Genomic DNA, 17,483 nt, shown 5'->3' on the forward strand with positions numbered 1-17,483 from the left:
GACACATAAAAAAGGCCCTTTCGGGCCTTTTTTATTGTCTTGCTTTTCGCACCCGCTCCGCATACACGGATAGCGTCTGCTTCAGTACATCCAGCGTGACCGGCTTCGACAGGCAGCTGTCCATTCCCGACTCCAGACAGCGCTGCTTCTCCTCCGCCAGTGCGTTGGCTGTCACCCCCACCACCGGCAGCGTCAGCCCCAGCTGTCGGATACGCTGCGTCAGACGATAGCCGTCCATGTTAGGCATGTTCACATCGCTGAGCACAATATCAATATGATTCTTACTTAAGACATTCAGGGCATCCACACCATCATTGGCCGTTTTACACTGATAGCCCAGAGAGCCAAGCTGGTCTGCGAGCAGACGACGGTTAATCGGATGATCGTCGACGACCAGAATCATCATATCGTCATTCACCGATGCCAGCTCATCAGGGGAAGCCAGCACGGTAGCGCCATCGCTGTCCTCAAGCTGTACGCTGTAAATACGCGCCAGCAAGCCCAACATTTCGTGCGGTGTCGCCACACTGTGCACCCATACCCCGGGCGAACGCTCAATCGGAATACCGATATGACGGCGGCAGAACATCACCACGCCCCGCCCCGCCCACGCCTTGTCTGGCTCAACGTCAGTAATCAGCATGTCATCTGCGTCCGGCGTCTGGCCTTCATAGCGTGAGACCCGCACACCGCTGCTGGTCAGCATCGAGGTCAGGAAATCATGTAAGGAGGCGTTGTGCACCGCCAGCCAGCAGTGCTTATCGCTCAGCCCGTCGACCGTGGTTTTCACCGGATAGTGTGCCGAGTAGAGCGGGATACGGATGGTGAACTGGCTGCCCATACCCGGCTCGGTATCGACGGAGATATCCCCGTCCATCATGCTGATAAGCTTCTCGCAAATCGCCAGGCCCAGCCCGGTCCCCTGGAAATTACGCTGGACGCCCGTCCCCACCTGGAAGAACGGATCGAACAGGCGAACGACCTCTTTCGCCGGAATGCCAACACCCGTGTCGCGCACGCGAATAGTCAGGTACTCCCCTGCCCGGCAGACATGCAGCACAATACAGCCGATATCGGTGAATTTGATGGCGTTGCTTAGCAGGTTCGAGATGACCTGTTGCAGACGCATCGGATCGCCATGCAGCGTCAGCGGCACATCCGGCTCGATAAAGCAGTACAGCCCCAGCTGTTTGCGCACCACCAGCGGCAGATAGTTGGCGCTGATATGGTTCATCACCTCGCGCGGGGAGAACTCACGCGGTTCTATTTTCAACTGCTCGGATTCAATTTTAGAGAAGTCGAGAATATCGCTGATAATTTTCAGCAGCAGGCTGGACGAGTTGTTCATCGCCGTCACCAGGCGGTCGACCCCTTTCGGCAGCTCTTTGGTCTGGAGAAGATCGAGGTTACCGATAATGCCGTACAGCGGCGTACGCAGCTCATGGCTGACGGTCGCGAGGAACATCGATTTCGACTGGCTGGCCTGCTCCGCCGCCTGCGCCATATCCTGCAATGACTCTTCCATCTTAACGCGCGCGGAGACGTCCACCAGCACGCAAATCGCCACGTTTTCATTGCGGTAGCGCGAATGGACGAAGCTGATTTGCAGGTTGGTGTGGGTGCTGGTCAGCACATCCACAAAGTTAACCTGTTGCCCACAGATGATCTGCGTTAACCGCTGGCGGTCTTCATGCGTGAGCATGTTCAGGTAGTTATGGGCAAGCTCGTTACTGAGGATATTTGTCCCGTCCTGAGTACGCAGGATACAGATCCCTACCGGCGCCGAGGCGACAATCTTACGGTTAAACTGCTCGTGCTCCTCCAGACGCTGAGCATCCGCTTCCGCCGGAATAAAGATCCGCCGCTCATACATTCTCGCCAGCATAAACAGCGCGACGCCTACCGCGATGTTCAACAAAATGGCGTTAAGGATCAGGATGCGAATGCGCTCCAGCACCTTGTCCACCGGCAGCGAATAGACAATGCTCAGCGACGATGGCGGTAAACTTTTCTTCAGCACCAGCTCGCGGAACCCGGAGGTATAGCCAAACCATGACCGCTCCTGCATCCAGCTGGGCTCCACCTTCAGGCGGTTTTCAGGCCCGGTAAGGGAGATGAGTGGGTGGCCGTTCTCATCCAGAATGGTCACGCCCATCGGCAGACTGCCCGGCGTGAAGAAGTTTTCCATGCGGATGGTTTGTTCAATCCCCAGCAGCGCTTGCAGGCGGTTTCCGAGGTAAACCGGAGTCAGGGCATAGAAATAGCCGACGCCCATGCGCGGCCCCTGGCTTATCCAGAAGATGTTGTTCCCGCGCTCTTCCTGAGGCGCATTGCGGTATTTCACTATGCGCTCATGCAGGCTTTTCAGCGCGTCTTCGCGTTCGACGGGCATATCCCGCAGACCGAAGTCCGCCATGCAAAGATTTTCGTTGCCAATCAGGTAGACGCGGTTTAGATCGTAAGCGGCCGAAAAATTATCGCGCCAGTAGCGCATAAACCATGACAGGGACTCCAGTGAGCCACGCCAGGCTTTGCCCATCGCGGAACAATCGGAGTCCGGGAAGAGCGGTTCGAAATCAGGTACTTCGGTTTTTTCATCCCGACCGCGGAGGGCAAGAATGCCGTTCTCCGCCGTCAGTCGATTCTCAGCGATATACTTAAGCTCTTTCATCACATCAGACGTGCGCTGGATATAGCGCTGGGCCTGATCCGAGCTTAAGTTAAACTCCTGGCGGATCTCCGCTTCTTTCTGGTGTAACGCGTTAACGATGTAAAACACCGAGAGCAGTGCCACCAGCAACCATAGCAGTAGCGCAAGCGCCCGAAACAGATAGCGAGAGACTTTTAACGTGGTACGAAAGGAGACGAGGTATTTCAAAGGGGCGAGGCTCCGCCATCGGGGAAAAAAGAATGTGGTTAAGGTAGCGGTAAACGCGGCTTGTCGCAACGTTCACTTGTCTGCTTGCGCAAAACAAAAGGGCCGGAAACCGGCCCTTTATGCGTCAGGAGACGTTACTCGTCAGCGTCATCCGCTGCTTCATCATCGGTGTCCGCTTCCGGGACGATTTCATCATCCCCTTCCGCGACGCTGCCGTCGATAGAGTCGAGCTCTTCGTCATCCACCGGCTCAGCAACGCGTTGCAGACCGACGACGTTTTCATCTTCCGCAGTACGGATGAGGATAACGCCCTGGGTGTTACGACCCACCACGCTGATCTCTGACACGCGGGTACGCACCAGCGTACCGGCATCGGTGATCATCATGATCTGGTCCGCATCGTCCACCTGTACCGCGCCAACAACGGAACCGTTGCGCTCGGTCACTTTGATGGAGATAACGCCCTGCGTGCCGCGAGACTTGGTCGGGTATTCGCTTTCCGCCGTACGTTTACCGTAGCCGTTCTGGGTGACGGTCAGGATTGCGCCTTCGCCACGCGGAACGATCAGGGAAACCACGCTGTCTTCACCCGCCAGCTTGATACCACGCACGCCGGTCGCCGTACGACCCATTGCGCGCACGGCGTTCTCTTTAAAGCGCACCACTTTACCGGCCGCAGAGAACAGCATCACTTCATCAGAACCGGAGGTCAGATCCACGCCGATCAGCTCGTCGCCTTCGTTCAGGTTCACCGCGATGATCCCGGCGGAACGTGGACGGCTGAATTCGGTCAACGCGGTTTTCTTCACGGTACCGCTCGCGGTTGCCATAAAGACGTTCACGCCCTCTTCGTACTCGCGTACCGGCAGAATGGCGGTGATACGTTCGTTCGCTTCCAGCGGCAGCAGGTTAACGATAGGTCGACCCCGCGCGCCACGGCTCGCTTCCGGCAGCTGATAGACTTTCATCCAGTACAGACGGCCCCGGCTGGAGAAGCAGAGGATCGTGTCGTGGGTGTTGGCCACCAGCAGACGGTCAATGAAGTCTTCTTCTTTAATACGCGCCGCAGATTTGCCTTTACCGCCACGACGCTGTGCTTCGTAGTCGGTCAACGGCTGATACTTCACGTAACCCTGGTGAGACAGCGTCACGACCACGTCTTCGCGGTTGATCAGATCTTCAATGTTGATATCAGAGCTGTTGGCCGTGATTTCGGTGCGACGCTCGTCGCCGAACTGATCGCGAACCAGCTCCAGCTCTTCACGGATCACTTCCATCAGGCGCTCTGCGCTACCCAGGATATGCAGCAGCTCGGCAATCTGCTCCAGCAGCTCTTTGTACTCGTCGAGCAGTTTTTCATGCTCAAGGCCGGTCAGTTTCTGCAAACGCAGATCCAGAATCGCCTGGGCCTGCTGTTCAGTCAGATAGTACTGACCGTCACGCACGCCGAATTCCGGCTCCAGCCACTCAGGACGCGCGGCATCATCGCCGGCACGTTCCAGCATCGCCGCCACGTTACCCAGATCCCATGGACGCGCAACCAGCGACGCCTTCGCTTCTGCCGGCGTCGGCGCACGGCGGATCAGCTCGATGATCGGGTCGATGTTCGCCAGCGCAACGGCCAGTGCTTCAAGGATATGGGCACGATCGCGCGCTTTGCGCAGTTCAAAGATGGTACGGCGAGTCACCACTTCACGGCGGTGACGCACAAACGCGCTCAGGATCTCTTTCAGGTTCATGATCTTCGGCTGGCCATGGTGCAGCGCAACCATGTTGATACCGAAGGAGACCTGAAGCTGAGTCTGGGAGTAAAGGTTGTTCAGCACAACTTCACCCACCGCGTCGCGCTTGATTTCAATCACGATGCGCATACCGTCTTTGTCAGACTCGTCGCGCAGCGCGCTGATGCCTTCAACGCGTTTTTCTTTTACCAGCTCGGCGATTTTTTCAATCAGACGCGCTTTGTTCACCTGATACGGGATCTCGTGAACAATAATGGTTTCACGGCCGGTTTTGGCGTCCGCTTCCACTTCGGCGCGGGCACGGATGTAAATCTTGCCGCGACCGGTGCGGTACGCTTCTTCAATACCGCGACGGCCGTTGATGATTGCCGCCGTCGGGAAGTCCGGGCCCGGGATGTGTTCCATCAGCCCTTCAATGCTGATGTCTTCATCGTCGATGTAGGCCAGGCAGCCGTTAATCACTTCCGTGATGTTGTGCGGCGGAATATTGGTCGCCATACCCACTGCGATACCGGACGAACCGTTCACCAGCAGGTTTGGGATCTTCGTTGGCATAACGTCAGGAATTTTTTCCGTGCCGTCGTAGTTATCAACGAAATCAACCGTCTCTTTTTCCAGGTCAGCCATCAGCTCATGGGCAATCTTCGCCAGACGGATTTCCGTATAACGCATTGCCGCGGCGGAGTCGCCGTCGATAGAACCAAAGTTACCCTGACCATCTACCAGCATGTAACGCAGCGAGAAAGGCTGCGCCATACGGACAATGGTGTCGTACACCGCGGAATCACCATGGGGATGGTATTTACCGATTACGTCACCAACGACACGGGCAGATTTTTTGTAGGCTTTATTCCAGTCATTGCCCAATACGTTCATGGCGTATAGTACGCGACGGTGTACCGGCTTAAGGCCATCGCGGACGTCCGGCAGCGCACGGCCAACAATGACCGACATCGCATAGTCCAGATAGGAGCTTTTCAGCTCTTCCTCGATGTTAACCGGTGTAATTTCTCTCGCAAGGTCGCTCATCTAACCGCTATCCCTCTACTGTATCCCGGATTCAAAGGTCGCAAATTATAACACAGCCGCGGTGATACAGGTAAACCTATACGCTTTATTCACAGGGATTGCCTGATATACTCATTTGTCTTGCTAAATAAGGAGTAAAAGCGCCCATGAATGCCGAAAAATCCCCGGTGGCTCACAACGTTGACCACGAAGAGATTGCCAAATTTGAAGCGGTGGCGTCCCGCTGGTGGGATCTCGAAGGTGAGTTCAAACCTCTGCATCGTATTAACCCGCTACGTCTGGGCTATATCGCGGAGCGTTCCGGCGGTCTGTTCGGTAAGAAAGTGCTCGACGTCGGCTGCGGCGGCGGCATCCTGGCGGAAAGCATGGCGCGCGAAGGGGCCACCGTCACCGGTCTGGACATGGGCTTCGAACCTCTACAGGTTGCGCGTCTTCATGCGCTGGAGTCCGGCGTACAGGTAGAATATGTCCAGGAAACCGTGGAAGAGCACGCGGCTAAACATGCGCACCAGTATGACGTGGTGACCTGCATGGAGATGCTGGAGCACGTTCCCGATCCGCAGTCGGTCGTCAGCGCCTGTGCAAAACTGGTGAAACCGGGTGGACAGGTCTTCTTCTCGACCATCAACCGCAACGGCAAAGCCTGGCTGATGGCCGTGGTAGGCGCGGAATATGTGCTGCGCATGGTGCCGAAAGGGACGCACGACGTGAAGAAGTTCATCAAGCCTGCCGAACTGCTGGGCTGGGTTGACCAGACATGGCTTAAGGAGCAGCACATGACGGGTCTGCACTACAATCCTCTGACGGATAAATTCAAACTTGCCCCGGGCGTGGATGTTAACTATATGTTGCACACAACCGCCAAAAACGACTAACGTCATTCGTTATTCTTATAAAGATTGCGCGACATCATGTTGCGCAATTCTGACCTCCCGTTGAAGAAATCAGCACTCGATCAAATTTTGAATTTTTTTTCTGGAATATTGACATCTCTTCCAGGCCTTACGGTACGAGGACTTAGCCTTTTTTACCCTTTCACAACCTCAATTTAACGTCAAAATCAACCCTTGTGCTGAAAAGATTCGATACTAGAATACTCACCATATAGCGTTCTTCTTATCGCAAAACCCCTATATGTAGTATTTATCCACAGAGTTAGTCACAAGGCGGTTCTGTGGATAAGCGGGGGATATTTTTTTATTTCACGGACAGGTAAAAACCCACATGAATCAGAGTCTGCTGGTGACAAAGCGCGACGGTACTACCGAGCGTATCAATCTGGACAAAATCCATCGAGTTCTCGACTGGGCAGCAGAAGGACTGAACAACGTATCTATATCCCAGGTCGAACTGCGTTCTCACATTCAGTTCTACGACGGCATCAAAACGTCTGATATCCACGAAACCATTATCAAAGCAGCGGCAGATCTGATCTCCCGCGACGCACCGGATTATCAGTACCTCGCTGCGCGTCTGGCGATTTTCCACCTGCGTAAGAAAGCCTACGGCCAGTTCGAGCCGCCGAAGCTTTACGATCACGTAGTGAAAATGGTTGAGCTGGGCAAATACGACACGCATCTGCTGGAAGACTATACGGAAGAAGAGTTCGAGCAGATGAACGGGTTTATCGATCACTGGCGCGACATGAACTTCTCCTACGCGGCGGTGAAGCAGCTCGAAGGCAAATACCTGGTTCAGAACCGTGTGACGGGCGAAATCTACGAGAGCGCCCAGTTCCTCTATATTCTGGTGGCCGCCTGCCTGTTCTCTAATTATCCACGTGAAACCCGTCTGGACTACGTGAAGCGTTTCTACGATGCGGTCTCTACGTTCAAGATTTCTCTGCCTACGCCAATCATGTCTGGCGTGCGTACCCCTACCCGTCAGTTCAGCTCCTGCGTACTGATCGAGTGTGGTGACAGCCTGGATTCCATCAACGCGACCTCCAGCGCCATCGTAAAATACGTCTCCCAGCGTGCTGGTATCGGCATCAACGCTGGTCGTATCCGTGCGCTGGGCAGCCCGATCCGCGGCGGTGAAGCGTTCCACACCGGCTGTATCCCGTTCTACAAGCACTTCCAGACGGCAGTAAAATCCTGCTCTCAGGGCGGCGTGCGCGGTGGCGCTGCCACCCTGTTCTACCCAATGTGGCACCTGGAAGTGGAAAGCCTGCTGGTTCTGAAGAACAACCGCGGCGTGGAAGGCAACCGCGTGCGTCACATGGACTACGGCGTGCAGATCAACAAGCTGATGTACACCCGCCTGCTGAAAGGTGAAGATATCACCCTGTTCAGCCCATCCGACGTCCCGGGTCTGTACGACGCGTTCTTCGCCGATCAGGACGAATTCGAGCGTCTGTACACCAAATACGAAAAAGACGACAGCATCCGCAAGCAGCGCGTGAAGGCGGTCGATCTGTTCTCCCTGATGATGCAGGAACGTGCCTCTACCGGCCGTATCTACATCCAGAACGTTGACCACTGCAACACCCACAGCCCGTTCGATCCGGTGGTTGCGCCAGTGCGCCAGTCCAACCTGTGCCTGGAGATCGCCCTGCCGACCAAACCGCTGGACGATGTGAACGATGAAAATGGTGAAATCGCCCTGTGTACGCTCTCTGCGTTCAACCTGGGTGCGATTAAGAGCCTGGACGAGCTGGAAGAGCTGGCCGTGCTGGCGGTTCGTGCGCTCGACGCCCTGCTGGACTACCAGGATTACCCAATCCCGGCGGCAAAACGCGGCGCAATGGGCCGTCGCACTTTAGGTATCGGCGTGATCAACTTCGCCTACTGGCTGGCGAAAAACGGCAAGCGTTACTCCGACGGCAGCGCCAACAATCTGACGCACCAGACGTTCGAAGCCATTCAGTACTACCTGATGAAAGCCTCCAACGAGCTGGCGAAAGAGCAAGGCGCGTGCCCGTGGTTCAATGAAACCACCTACGCGAAAGGCATTTTGCCGATCGACACCTACAAAAAAGACCTGGATGCGATTGTCAGCGAGCCGCTGCACCTCGACTGGGAAGGCCTGCGCGAGTCCATTAAAACTCACGGCCTGCGTAACTCCACGCTCTCTGCCCTGATGCCGTCCGAGACCTCTTCGCAGATCTCCAACGCCACCAACGGTATTGAGCCACCGCGCGGCCACGTCAGCATCAAAGCGTCGAAAGACGGCGTGCTGCGTCAGGTGGTACCGGATTACGAAACGCTGGGCAACAACTACGAACTGCTGTGGGAAATGCCAAACAACGATGGCTACCTGCAACTGGTGGGTATCATGCAGAAGTTTATCGACCAGTCGATCTCTGCCAATACCAACTACGACCCGACGCGCTTCCCGTCAGGCAAGGTTCCGATGCAGCAACTGCTGAAAGACCTGCTCACCGCCTACAAATTTGGCGTGAAAACGCTGTACTATCACAACACCCGTGATGGTGCGGAAGACGCCCAGGACGACCTGGCGCCGTCAATTCAGGACGATGGCTGCGAAAGCGGCGCATGTAAGATCTAATAAATTCCCTCACCCTAACCCTCTCCCACAGGGAGAGGGAACTCTTTCCCCCTCTCCCTGTGGGAGAGGGCCGGGGTGAGGGGAAATAACACCACAGGACTCACCGCAATGGCATATACCACCTTTTCACAGACGAAAAACGACCAGCTCAAAGAGCCGATGTTCTTCGGCCAGCCGGTCAACGTGGCACGCTACGATCAGCAAAAATATGACATCTTCGAAAAGCTGATTGAAAAGCAACTCTCTTTCTTCTGGCGTCCGGAAGAAGTTGACGTTTCCCGCGACCGTATCGATTTCCAGGCGCTGCCGGAACACGAAAAGCACATCTTCCTCAGCAACCTGAAATACCAGACGCTGCTGGACTCCATTCAGGGTCGTAGTCCGAACGTGGCGCTGCTGCCGCTGATCTCGATTCCTGAGCTGGAAACCTGGGTTGAGACCTGGGCGTTCTCCGAGACGATCCACTCCCGCTCTTACACCCACATCATCCGCAACATCGTTAACGATCCGGCGGTGGTGTTTGATGATATCGTCACCAACGAACAGATCCAGAAGCGCGCCGAAGGCATTGCGCACTACTATGACGAACTGATCGAGATGACCAGCTACTGGCATCTGCTGGGCGAAGGTACGCACAACGTGAACGGTAAAACCGTCACCGTAAACCTGCGGACCCTGAAAAAACAGCTCTATCTGTGCCTGATGAGCGTCAACGCCCTGGAAGCAATCCGCTTCTACGTGAGCTTCGCCTGCTCCTTCGCGTTTGCCGAGCGCAAACTGATGGAAGGCAACGCCAAAATTATCCGTCTGATTGCCCGTGACGAAGCCCTGCACCTGACCGGGACTCAGCATATGCTGAACCTGCTGCGCAGCGGTGCAGACGATCCGGAGATGGCGGAAATTGCGGAAGAGTGCAAACAGGAATGCTACGACCTGTTCGTGCTGGCGGCCCAGCAGGAGAAAGAGTGGGCAGACTACCTGTTCCGCGACGGCTCCATGATTGGCCTGAACAAAGACATTCTGTGCCAGTACGTTGAGTACATCACCAACATCCGCATGCAGGCCGTCGGTCTCGACCTGCCGTTCCAGACGCGCTCTAACCCAATCCCGTGGATCAACACCTGGCTGGTGTCCGATAACGTGCAGGTCGCGCCGCAGGAAGTGGAAGTGAGTTCTTACCTGGTCGGTCAGATTGATTCTGAAGTCAACACCGACGACCTGAGCGATTTCCAGCTCTAATGAGCCGCGTAACGCTGAGCCTTTCGGGTACAGAGGTGTTGTGCCAGGAAGAGCACCCTTCTCTGCTGGTGGCGCTTGAAGCGCATCAGGTAGAAGTCGAGTACCAGTGTCGTGAAGGCTACTGCGGCTCCTGCCGCTGCCGTCTGGTCGCAGGCCAGGTAGACTGGCTGACCGAACCGCTGGCCTTTATCAGTGAAGGGGAAATTTTGCCCTGCTGCTGCCGGGCAAAAGGCGATATAGAGATCGAGATGTGATGTTGTCCTTATCCCCTCTCCCGGTGGGAGAGGGTTAGGGTGAGGGCATGAGGCCGCAGAGCCTGATTGTCGGGTGGCGGCTTCGCCTTACCCGACCTATAAAACCTACTTCCGGTGAATGAATTCGACCGCTTTATCCGGGAAATCCGTAAACAATCCGTCCACATCCGCCTGGTTATACAGCACGTCGTAAAGCTGATCCACGTCCGTCGCATAATCCGGCAGCTGGTCTGCACGCACGGTATACGGATGCACCTGCATCTTGCTCGCATGCGCCTCTTTCACCATCGCCGTCAGCTTCACGTGGCCCGGCGTTGAGCCTTCCGCCACCAGCATGTGGTAATCCGGCCCGATGCCGTCGGCGTACTGCGCAATCTGCTTCATCGCGCCCGGCTTAAACATCCAGTCGTAGCTGTAGTTCACCCACTTCCCGTCCGGCTGTTTTTCCTGAGTTTCATTCCAGTCGGTATAGGCAATCAGCTGCACCAGATTGAGATCCATCCCCATCTTCGGCTCCAGCTCAGTTTTGATGCGCTTCAGTTCCGCGGCATCGAAACATTGCAGGAAAACCTTATCCTGCTTGCTGGTGTAGCCGTACTTTTTCAGTACCTCCAGCGTCTTCGCGGCAATGTCTTTTCCTTCCTGATGGTGGAACCACGGCGCTTTGATTTCCGGGTAGATACCGATATTTTTGCCCGTCGAGTGGTTCAGCCCCTGAACAAACTCGATCTCCTCTTCGAAGGTGTGAATACGGAAGTCAGACTTGCCCATCGGGAAACGCCCCGGATAGACCTGCACCTTCTTACCGTTCTCAATCTCGAAGCCCTCGGTAAACTTCAGCGAGCGGATCTCCGCCAGCGTGAAGTCGATTGCGTAGTAGCGGCCATCTTTACGGGCACGATCCGGGAAACGCTCCGCCACGTCCGTCACGCGGTCAAGATAATGGTCATGCAGAACGACCAACTGGTCGTCCTTCGTCATCACCAGATCCTGCTCCAGATAATCTGCGCCCTGGGCATAGGCCATCGCTTTTGCCGGCAGCGTATGCTCTGGCAGATAACCGCTGGCGCCACGGTGGGCGATCACGATTTTATCCGCCGCCAGCGCGGAGCCTGTCATCAGGCCCGCCAGCAGCAGGCCTGTCGCTAACTGAGTTAATTTCATCGCAATGCTCCTTACTGACGACGCGCCAGCACCTCGGCATGGTGACGTTTTTCACCAATCATCACGACGATCAACAGCAGAACCGCCAGCACGCTGCCGCCAATCATCACCATAAAGCCACCGTCCCAGCCGAAGAAATCGACGGTGTAACCGACGATGGCACTTGCCGCCACTGAACCGCCGAGGTAGCCAAACAGACCGGTAAAGCCTGCCGCCGTGCCTGCCGCTTTCTTCGGCGCCAGCTCCAGCGCGTGCAGGCCGATCAGCATAACCGGACCATAAATCAGGAAGCCGATTACAATCATACAGGCCATATCCACACCCGGATTACCCGGCGGGTTAAGCCAGTAAACGACCGTCGCGATGGTCACCAGCGTCATAAAGAACACGCCCGTCGCCCCACGGTTGCCCTTAAACACTTTGTCCGACATCCAGCCGCAGATCAGCGTGCCGGGAATGCCCGCGTATTCATACAGGAAATAGGCCCAGGAGGATTTATCCAGCGCGAAGTGCTTCACCTCTTTCAGGTAAGTCGGGGACCAGTCGAGGATGCCGTAGCGCAGCAGGTAGACAAACACGTTCGCCACCGCGATGTACCACAGCAGCTTGTTTGGCAGCACATACTTCATGAAGATCTGTTTCGCGGTCAGCTCTTCTTCGTGCTTCTCGCTGTAATCATCCGGGTAGTCGTTTTTGTACTCTTCAATCGGCGGCAGGCCGCAGGACTGCGGCGTGTCGCGCATCAGGGCGAAGGCGATAATCGCCACCAGAATGGCGCCAAAGGCAGGCATATAGAGCGCCGCGTGCCAGTCGTTGAACCAGGCCATCCCCAGCAGGAACAGCAGCGGCGGAAGCCCGCCCCCGACGTTATGCGCGCAGTTCCAGACCGATACAATCCCACCGCGCTCTTTCTGTGACCACCAGTGCACCATGGTACGTCCGCATGGCGGCCACCCCATCCCCTGGAACCAGCCGCAGAGGAACAGCAGTACGAACATGACGGCAATGCTGGAGGTCGCCCATGGCACAAAGCCCATGAACAGCATCACCGCTGCCGCGAGGATCAGACCGGCGGGCAGGAACACGCGCGGATTCGAGCGATCCGACACCGACCCCATAATGAACTTCGAAAAACCGTACGCGATGGAGATCCCTGACAGCGCAAAGCCCAGATCGCCGCGGGAGAAGCCTTGTTCCACCAGGTACGGCATGGCGAGCGCAAAGTTTTTACGTACCAGATAGTACGCCGCATACCCGAAGAAGATCCCGAGGAAGATTTGCCAACGCAGACGGCGGTAGAGAGGATCAATCTCTGCCTCTGGCAGTCGCGCCCGGTGTGGCGCAGGTTTAAAGATACTGAGCATAACAGCCTCCGTGGCCTTTCAAAAAATGACCGGGCATCTCGCGCCCGGCTACAGAGGCGGCGATGTTAAGAAATCACGGTGAATGTTACTGTGAATCAACGCACAGATTGTTACAGAAATATGACAGAATGCGCAAAAAAGCGCATGAAATCACGTTTCACTTTCGAATTTCGCGCGTTTATGTTCGAAATCAAACAAACCACACGATCAATGTGGCTAAATGCTAAAAAACGAACATAGAGGAAAGGCAATGACAATTCACGATCCACGCTTCAGCGATGTGATTATCATTGGCGGTGGCGCGACGGGTGCCGGCATCGCACGCGACTGCGCCCTGCGGGGATTGAGCGTCACGCTTCTGGAGCGCCACGACATCGCCACCGGCGCAACGGGGCGTAACCACGGTCTGTTGCACAGCGGTGCCCGCTATGCGGTTACTGACGCTGAGTCAGCACGCGAGTGTATCGCTGAAAACCAGATCCTCAGGCGCATCGCCCGCCACTGCGTTGAACCGACCAACGGTCTTTTTATCACCCTTCCAGAAGATGACCTCGGCTTTCAGCAAACCTTTATCACCGCCTGCACGGCGGCAGGCATTCAGGCCGAGGCGATCGATCCTGCGCAGGCGCGCCGTCTTGAACCCTCGGTAAACCCGGCGTTACTGGGCGCGGTAAAAGTACCGGACGGAACCGTTGATCCTTTCCGCCTGACCGCCGCCAATATGCTCGACGCGCGGGAACATGGCGCCCAGATCCTGACCGGGCATCACGTCACCGGGCTTATTCGTGAAGGTAATAGCGTGCGCGGGGTGCGCGTGTTTGATGCGCAGTACAACGAACACCGCGAGCTGTATGCCGCCGTCGTAGTCAACGCGGCGGGGATCTGGGGCCAGCGCATCGCGGAATACGCGGACCTGTCGGTGCGCATGTTCCCGGCCAAAGGCTCGCTGCTGATCCTCGACCACCGCATCAATAACCATGTCATCAACCGCTGCCGTAAACCGTCTGACGCCGATATCCTCGTGCCGGGGGACACCATTTCGTTAATCGGCACGACCTCAATGCATGTGGACTACAGCGAAATTGATTACAACCGCGTCACCGCTGAAGAGGTGGATATCCTGCTGCGCGAAGGGGAAAAGCTGGCCCCGGTGATGGCGCAGACGCGTATTCTGCGTGCCTACGCGGGCGTGCGTCCCCTCGTCGCCAGCGACAACGATCCGAGCGGGCGTAACGTCAGCCGCGGCATCGTGCTGCTCGATCACGCTGAACGTGACGGCATGGACGGGTTTATCACCATTACCGGCGGCAAGCTGATGACCTACCGGCTGATGGCCCAGTGGGCCACCGATGCCGTCTGCCGTAAGCTCGGCAACACCGCACCGTGCGTGACGGCGGAACAGGCTCTGCCCGGCTCGCAGCAATCGACAGAAAAAACGCTGCACAAAATCATTTCACTCCCTGCCCCGCTTCGCGGTTCGGCGATTTACCGTCACGGCGACCGCACCCCAACCTGGCTCGGTGAAGGGCGACTCAGCCGCAGCCTGGTGTGCGAATGCGAAGCCGTGACCGCAGGCGAGGTGCAATATGCCGTGGAAAACCTGACGGTGAACAACCTGCTTGATTTACGCCGCCGCACGCGAGTCGGGATGGGCACCTGTCAGGGGGAGCTGTGCGCCTGCCGTGCCGCCGGGCTGCTGCAACGTTTTCATGCCACCTCCTCAACCCAGTCGCTAGCCCAGCTCAGCGATTTTTTAAATGAGCGCTGGAAAGGCATTCAGCCCGTCGCCTGGGGCGATGCCCTGCGCGAAAGTGAGTTTACCCGCTGGGTCTATCAGGGACTTTGCGGTCTGGAGAAGGAGCACAACCATGAAATTTGATACCGTGATTGTGGGTGGAGGGCTGGCGGGCCTGCTGTGCGGTCTCAAACTGACGCAGCGGGGTCTGCGCTGCGCCATTGTCACTCGCGGTCAAAGTGCCCTGCACTTCTCTTCCGGCTCGCTGGATTTACTGGGCGCGCTATCGTTCGCCGATCTGCCGCCTGAACATCCCTACCGTCTGACGGGCGTAGAGAATATGGCCCGCTTTGCCTGCGAAACCGAACACCTGCTTACCGCCTGCGGCGCACGCATGCAGGGTGACGCCGAGCAAAATCATCAGCGCGTCACGCCGCTCGGCACTCTGCGCGCCGCCTGGCTTAGCCCGGAAGAGGTGCCTGTCGCCCCCATCGCTGTCGGGCACGTGCGGGTGGTGGGGATCAGCGGTTTCCTTGATTTCCAGCCGCATCTTGCCGCCGCGTCTCTCAGACAGCAAGGCATTCAGGTGGATACGGCGGAGATTGATCTCCCCGAGCTCGACGTGCTGCGCGAAAACCCCAGCGAGTTTCGTGCGGTGAACATTGCCCGCCTGCTGGATAATGAACGCTACTGGCCGCAGCTGTACGCGGCGCTTCAACCGCTCGGCGAGACCTGCGACGCCCTGTTTATGCCCGCCTGTTTTGGCTTAACGGACAACCGGCTCTGGCGCTGGCTCTCGGCGCGCCTGCCCTGTACGCTCGGTTTACTGCCGACGCTCCCCCCTTCCGTGCCCGGCATTCGTCTGCATACCCAGCTTCAGCGTCAGTTTGTCGCCCAGGGTGGCGTCTGGATGGCAGGCGACGAGGTGAAAAAAATCACCCTGGCAGAGGGCGCGGTAAGCGAAATCTGGACCCGCAACCACGGCGACATCCCGCTTCGTGCACGCTATACGGTGCTGGCAAGCGGCAGCTTCTTCAGTAACGGTCTGCTGAGCAGCCGGGATGGCGTGCGTGAGGCAATTCTCGGGCTGGATGTCCGGCAAAGCGCTTCCCGCGCGGACTGGTATCAAAGCGATTTCTTCACCCCGCAGCCCTGGCAGCAGTTCGGCGTGATCGTCGATACCCAGCTGCGCCCGCAGCTGGGCGGGGAACCGGTTGAAAATCTTTACGCCATCGGCTCGGTTCTGGGCGGGTACGATCCCGTGGCACAGGGCTGCGGTGGCGGCGTCTGCGCCGTCACCGCGCTGCATGTCGCGGAGCAGATTATCCAGCGCAGGGAGGGAGCACAATGAACGACACCCGATTTGAAAGCTGTATCAAATGCACGGTCTGCACCACGGTTTGCCCGGTCAGCGGCGTCGATCCGCGCTATCCCGGCCCGAAACAGGCCGGCCCCGACGGGGAGCGTCTGCGCCTGAAGGACGGCGCGCTCTACGACGAGGCGCTGAAATACTGTATCAACTGTAAACGCTGCGAAGTTGCCTGCCCGTCGGACGTGAAAATAGGCGATATCATCCAGCGCGCCCGCGCCCGCTACAGTACGCAAAAACCGACGCTGCGCGACGCGATACTGAGCCACACCGATCTGATGGGCAGCCTCTCGACGCCTTTCGCGCCGGTCGTCAATGCCGCCACCGCCCTGAAGCCGGTGCGCAGGCTGCTGGATGCGACGCTCAAAATCGACCATCACCGCAGTCTGCCGAAATATTCTCACGGCACCTTCCGCCGCTGGTATAAATCCGTGGCGGCAGAACAGGCGCAGTTCGCTGAGCAGGTTGCCTTCTTCCACGGCTGCTACGTGAACTACAACCATCCGCAGCTGGGGAAAGACCTGCTGAAAGTGCTGAACGCCATGGGGACGGGCGTTCAGCTGCTGAGCAAAGAGAAGTGCTGCGGCGTTCCGCTGATTGCCAACGGTTTTACCGACAAAGCGCGCAGGCAGGCGAAAAGCAACGTCACCTCTTTGCGCGAGGCGATCGTCGACAACGGGATCCCGGTACTGGCGACGTCGTCAACCTGTACCTTCACGCTGCGCGATGAATATCCGCATCTGCTGGATGTGGATAACACCGGCCTGCGCGAGCACATTGAGCTGGCGACTCGCTTTCTCTGGCGCAAGCTTGACAGCGGGCAGACGTTACCGCTGGGCAAATTGCCGCTGAAGGTGGTGTATCACACGCCATGTCATATGGAGAAGATGGGATGGTCGATCTATACGCTGGATCTGCTGCGGCTGATCCCGGGGCTGGAGCTGACGGTGCTGGACTCACGCTGCTGCGGCATCGCTGGCACCTACGGATTCAAGCGTGAAAACTACCCAACGTCACAGGCCATTGGCGCGCCGCTGTTCCGGCAGATTGAAGAGAGCGGCGCAGATATCGTGGTGACGGATTGTGAAACCTGCAAGTGGCAGATCGAGATGTCCACCAGCAAACGCTGTGAACATCCCATTACCTTGCTGGCAAACGCACTGGCGTAACCGTTGCCGGGGACACTGCCCCGGCACATC

General features: G+C 57.2%; 11 protein-coding genes. 7 read left to right on the forward strand and 4 right to left on the reverse strand.

What is annotated here, in order from left to right; translation table 11 throughout:
- Window positions 1–31 precede the first annotated feature (31 nt).
- Together rcsC and gyrA are read right to left on the reverse strand one after the other, a co-directional pair.
- A complete protein-coding gene (rcsC, locus tag ACQG11_RS01925) occupies window positions 32–2,878 on the reverse strand; it encodes a two-component system sensor histidine kinase RcsC (protein WP_038416435.1) in 2,847 nt (948 codons plus the stop codon).
- 134 nt (window positions 2,879–3,012) lie between these two features.
- Window positions 3,013–5,649 (reverse strand): DNA topoisomerase (ATP-hydrolyzing) subunit A, encoded by a 2,637-nt coding sequence (gene gyrA / locus ACQG11_RS01930; RefSeq protein WP_023300608.1) that lies wholly within the window; start codon window positions 5,647–5,649, stop codon window positions 3,013–3,015.
- 146 nt (window positions 5,650–5,795) lie between these two features.
- Between gyrA and ubiG the strand changes: the two genes are divergently transcribed.
- From ubiG to yfaE, 4 genes are all read left to right on the forward strand, one after another.
- Window positions 5,796–6,524 carry a bifunctional 2-polyprenyl-6-hydroxyphenol methylase/3-demethylubiquinol 3-O-methyltransferase UbiG gene (ubiG, locus tag ACQG11_RS01935; protein ID WP_006811346.1) on the forward strand — a complete coding sequence of 243 codons (729 nt, stop codon included), beginning with the start codon at window positions 5,796–5,798 and terminating at the stop codon, window positions 6,522–6,524.
- 349 nt (window positions 6,525–6,873) lie between these two features.
- Window positions 6,874–9,159 carry a class 1a ribonucleoside-diphosphate reductase subunit alpha gene (nrdA, locus tag ACQG11_RS01940; protein ID WP_023300610.1) on the forward strand — a complete coding sequence of 762 codons (2,286 nt, stop codon included), beginning with the start codon at window positions 6,874–6,876 and terminating at the stop codon, window positions 9,157–9,159.
- Window positions 9,160–9,267: 108 nt separating this feature from the next.
- On the forward strand, window positions 9,268–10,398 hold the full coding sequence (nrdB, locus tag ACQG11_RS01945; RefSeq protein ID WP_022648802.1) for a class Ia ribonucleoside-diphosphate reductase subunit beta: 1,131 nt from the start codon (window positions 9,268–9,270) through the stop codon (window positions 10,396–10,398).
- On the forward strand, window positions 10,398–10,652 hold the full coding sequence (gene yfaE / locus ACQG11_RS01950) for a class I ribonucleotide reductase maintenance protein YfaE (RefSeq protein ID WP_003859419.1): 255 nt from the start codon (window positions 10,398–10,400) through the stop codon (window positions 10,650–10,652). The genes nrdB and yfaE overlap by 1 nt, the downstream gene beginning before the upstream one ends.
- A gap of 105 nt (window positions 10,653–10,757) precedes the next feature.
- Here yfaE and glpQ read toward each other — a convergent pair whose 3' ends face one another.
- Window positions 10,758–11,816: a glycerophosphodiester phosphodiesterase gene (glpQ, locus tag ACQG11_RS01955; protein WP_426728133.1), complete on the reverse strand. Its 1,059-nt coding sequence runs from the start codon at window positions 11,814–11,816 to the stop codon at window positions 10,758–10,760.
- A gap of 11 nt (window positions 11,817–11,827) precedes the next feature.
- A complete protein-coding gene (gene glpT, locus ACQG11_RS01960; RefSeq protein WP_022648804.1) occupies window positions 11,828–13,180 on the reverse strand; it encodes a glycerol-3-phosphate transporter in 1,353 nt (450 codons plus the stop codon).
- A gap of 250 nt (window positions 13,181–13,430) precedes the next feature.
- Between glpT and glpA the strand changes: the two genes are divergently transcribed.
- The 3 genes from glpA to glpC are packed head-to-tail and all read left to right on the forward strand — an operon-like array spanning window position 13,431 to window position 17,453.
- Entirely contained in the window at window positions 13,431–15,059 is a 1,629-nt protein-coding gene (gene glpA / locus ACQG11_RS01965; protein ID WP_045620903.1) for an anaerobic glycerol-3-phosphate dehydrogenase subunit A, read from the forward strand.
- Entirely contained in the window at window positions 15,049–16,266 is a 1,218-nt protein-coding gene (glpB, locus tag ACQG11_RS01970; RefSeq protein WP_426728134.1) for a glycerol-3-phosphate dehydrogenase subunit GlpB, read from the forward strand. Before glpA ends, glpB begins: the two co-directional genes overlap by 11 nt.
- On the forward strand, window positions 16,263–17,453 hold the full coding sequence (gene glpC, locus ACQG11_RS01975) for an anaerobic glycerol-3-phosphate dehydrogenase subunit GlpC (RefSeq protein WP_157507151.1): 1,191 nt from the start codon (window positions 16,263–16,265) through the stop codon (window positions 17,451–17,453). The genes glpB and glpC overlap by 4 nt, the downstream gene beginning before the upstream one ends.
- Window positions 17,454–17,483 lie beyond the last annotated feature (30 nt).

The organism is Enterobacter cloacae complex sp. 372C4, assembly GCF_050030615.1.
GTDB classification, from domain to species: domain Bacteria; phylum Pseudomonadota; class Gammaproteobacteria; order Enterobacterales; family Enterobacteriaceae; genus Enterobacter; species Enterobacter intestinihominis.

Coding starts and splice junctions, on each gene's coding strand:
- nrdB (WP_022648802.1), top strand. CDS start 9,268: ATGGCATATACCACCTTTTCACAGACGAAAAACGACCAGCTCAAAGAG.
- glpT (WP_022648804.1), bottom strand. CDS start 13,180: ATGCTCAGTATCTTTAAACCTGCGCCACACCGGGCGCGACTGCCAGAG.
- glpA (WP_045620903.1), top strand. CDS start 13,431: ATGACAATTCACGATCCACGCTTCAGCGATGTGATTATCATTGGCGGT.
- glpB (WP_426728134.1), top strand. CDS start 15,049: ATGAAATTTGATACCGTGATTGTGGGTGGAGGGCTGGCGGGCCTGCTG.
- glpQ (WP_426728133.1), bottom strand. CDS start 11,816: ATGAAATTAACTCAGTTAGCGACAGGCCTGCTGCTGGCGGGCCTGATG.
- nrdA (WP_023300610.1), top strand. CDS start 6,874: ATGAATCAGAGTCTGCTGGTGACAAAGCGCGACGGTACTACCGAGCGT.
- yfaE (WP_003859419.1), top strand. CDS start 10,398: ATGAGCCGCGTAACGCTGAGCCTTTCGGGTACAGAGGTGTTGTGCCAG.
- glpC (WP_157507151.1), top strand. CDS start 16,263: ATGAACGACACCCGATTTGAAAGCTGTATCAAATGCACGGTCTGCACC.
- gyrA (WP_023300608.1), bottom strand. CDS start 5,649: ATGAGCGACCTTGCGAGAGAAATTACACCGGTTAACATCGAGGAAGAG.
- ubiG (WP_006811346.1), top strand. CDS start 5,796: ATGAATGCCGAAAAATCCCCGGTGGCTCACAACGTTGACCACGAAGAG.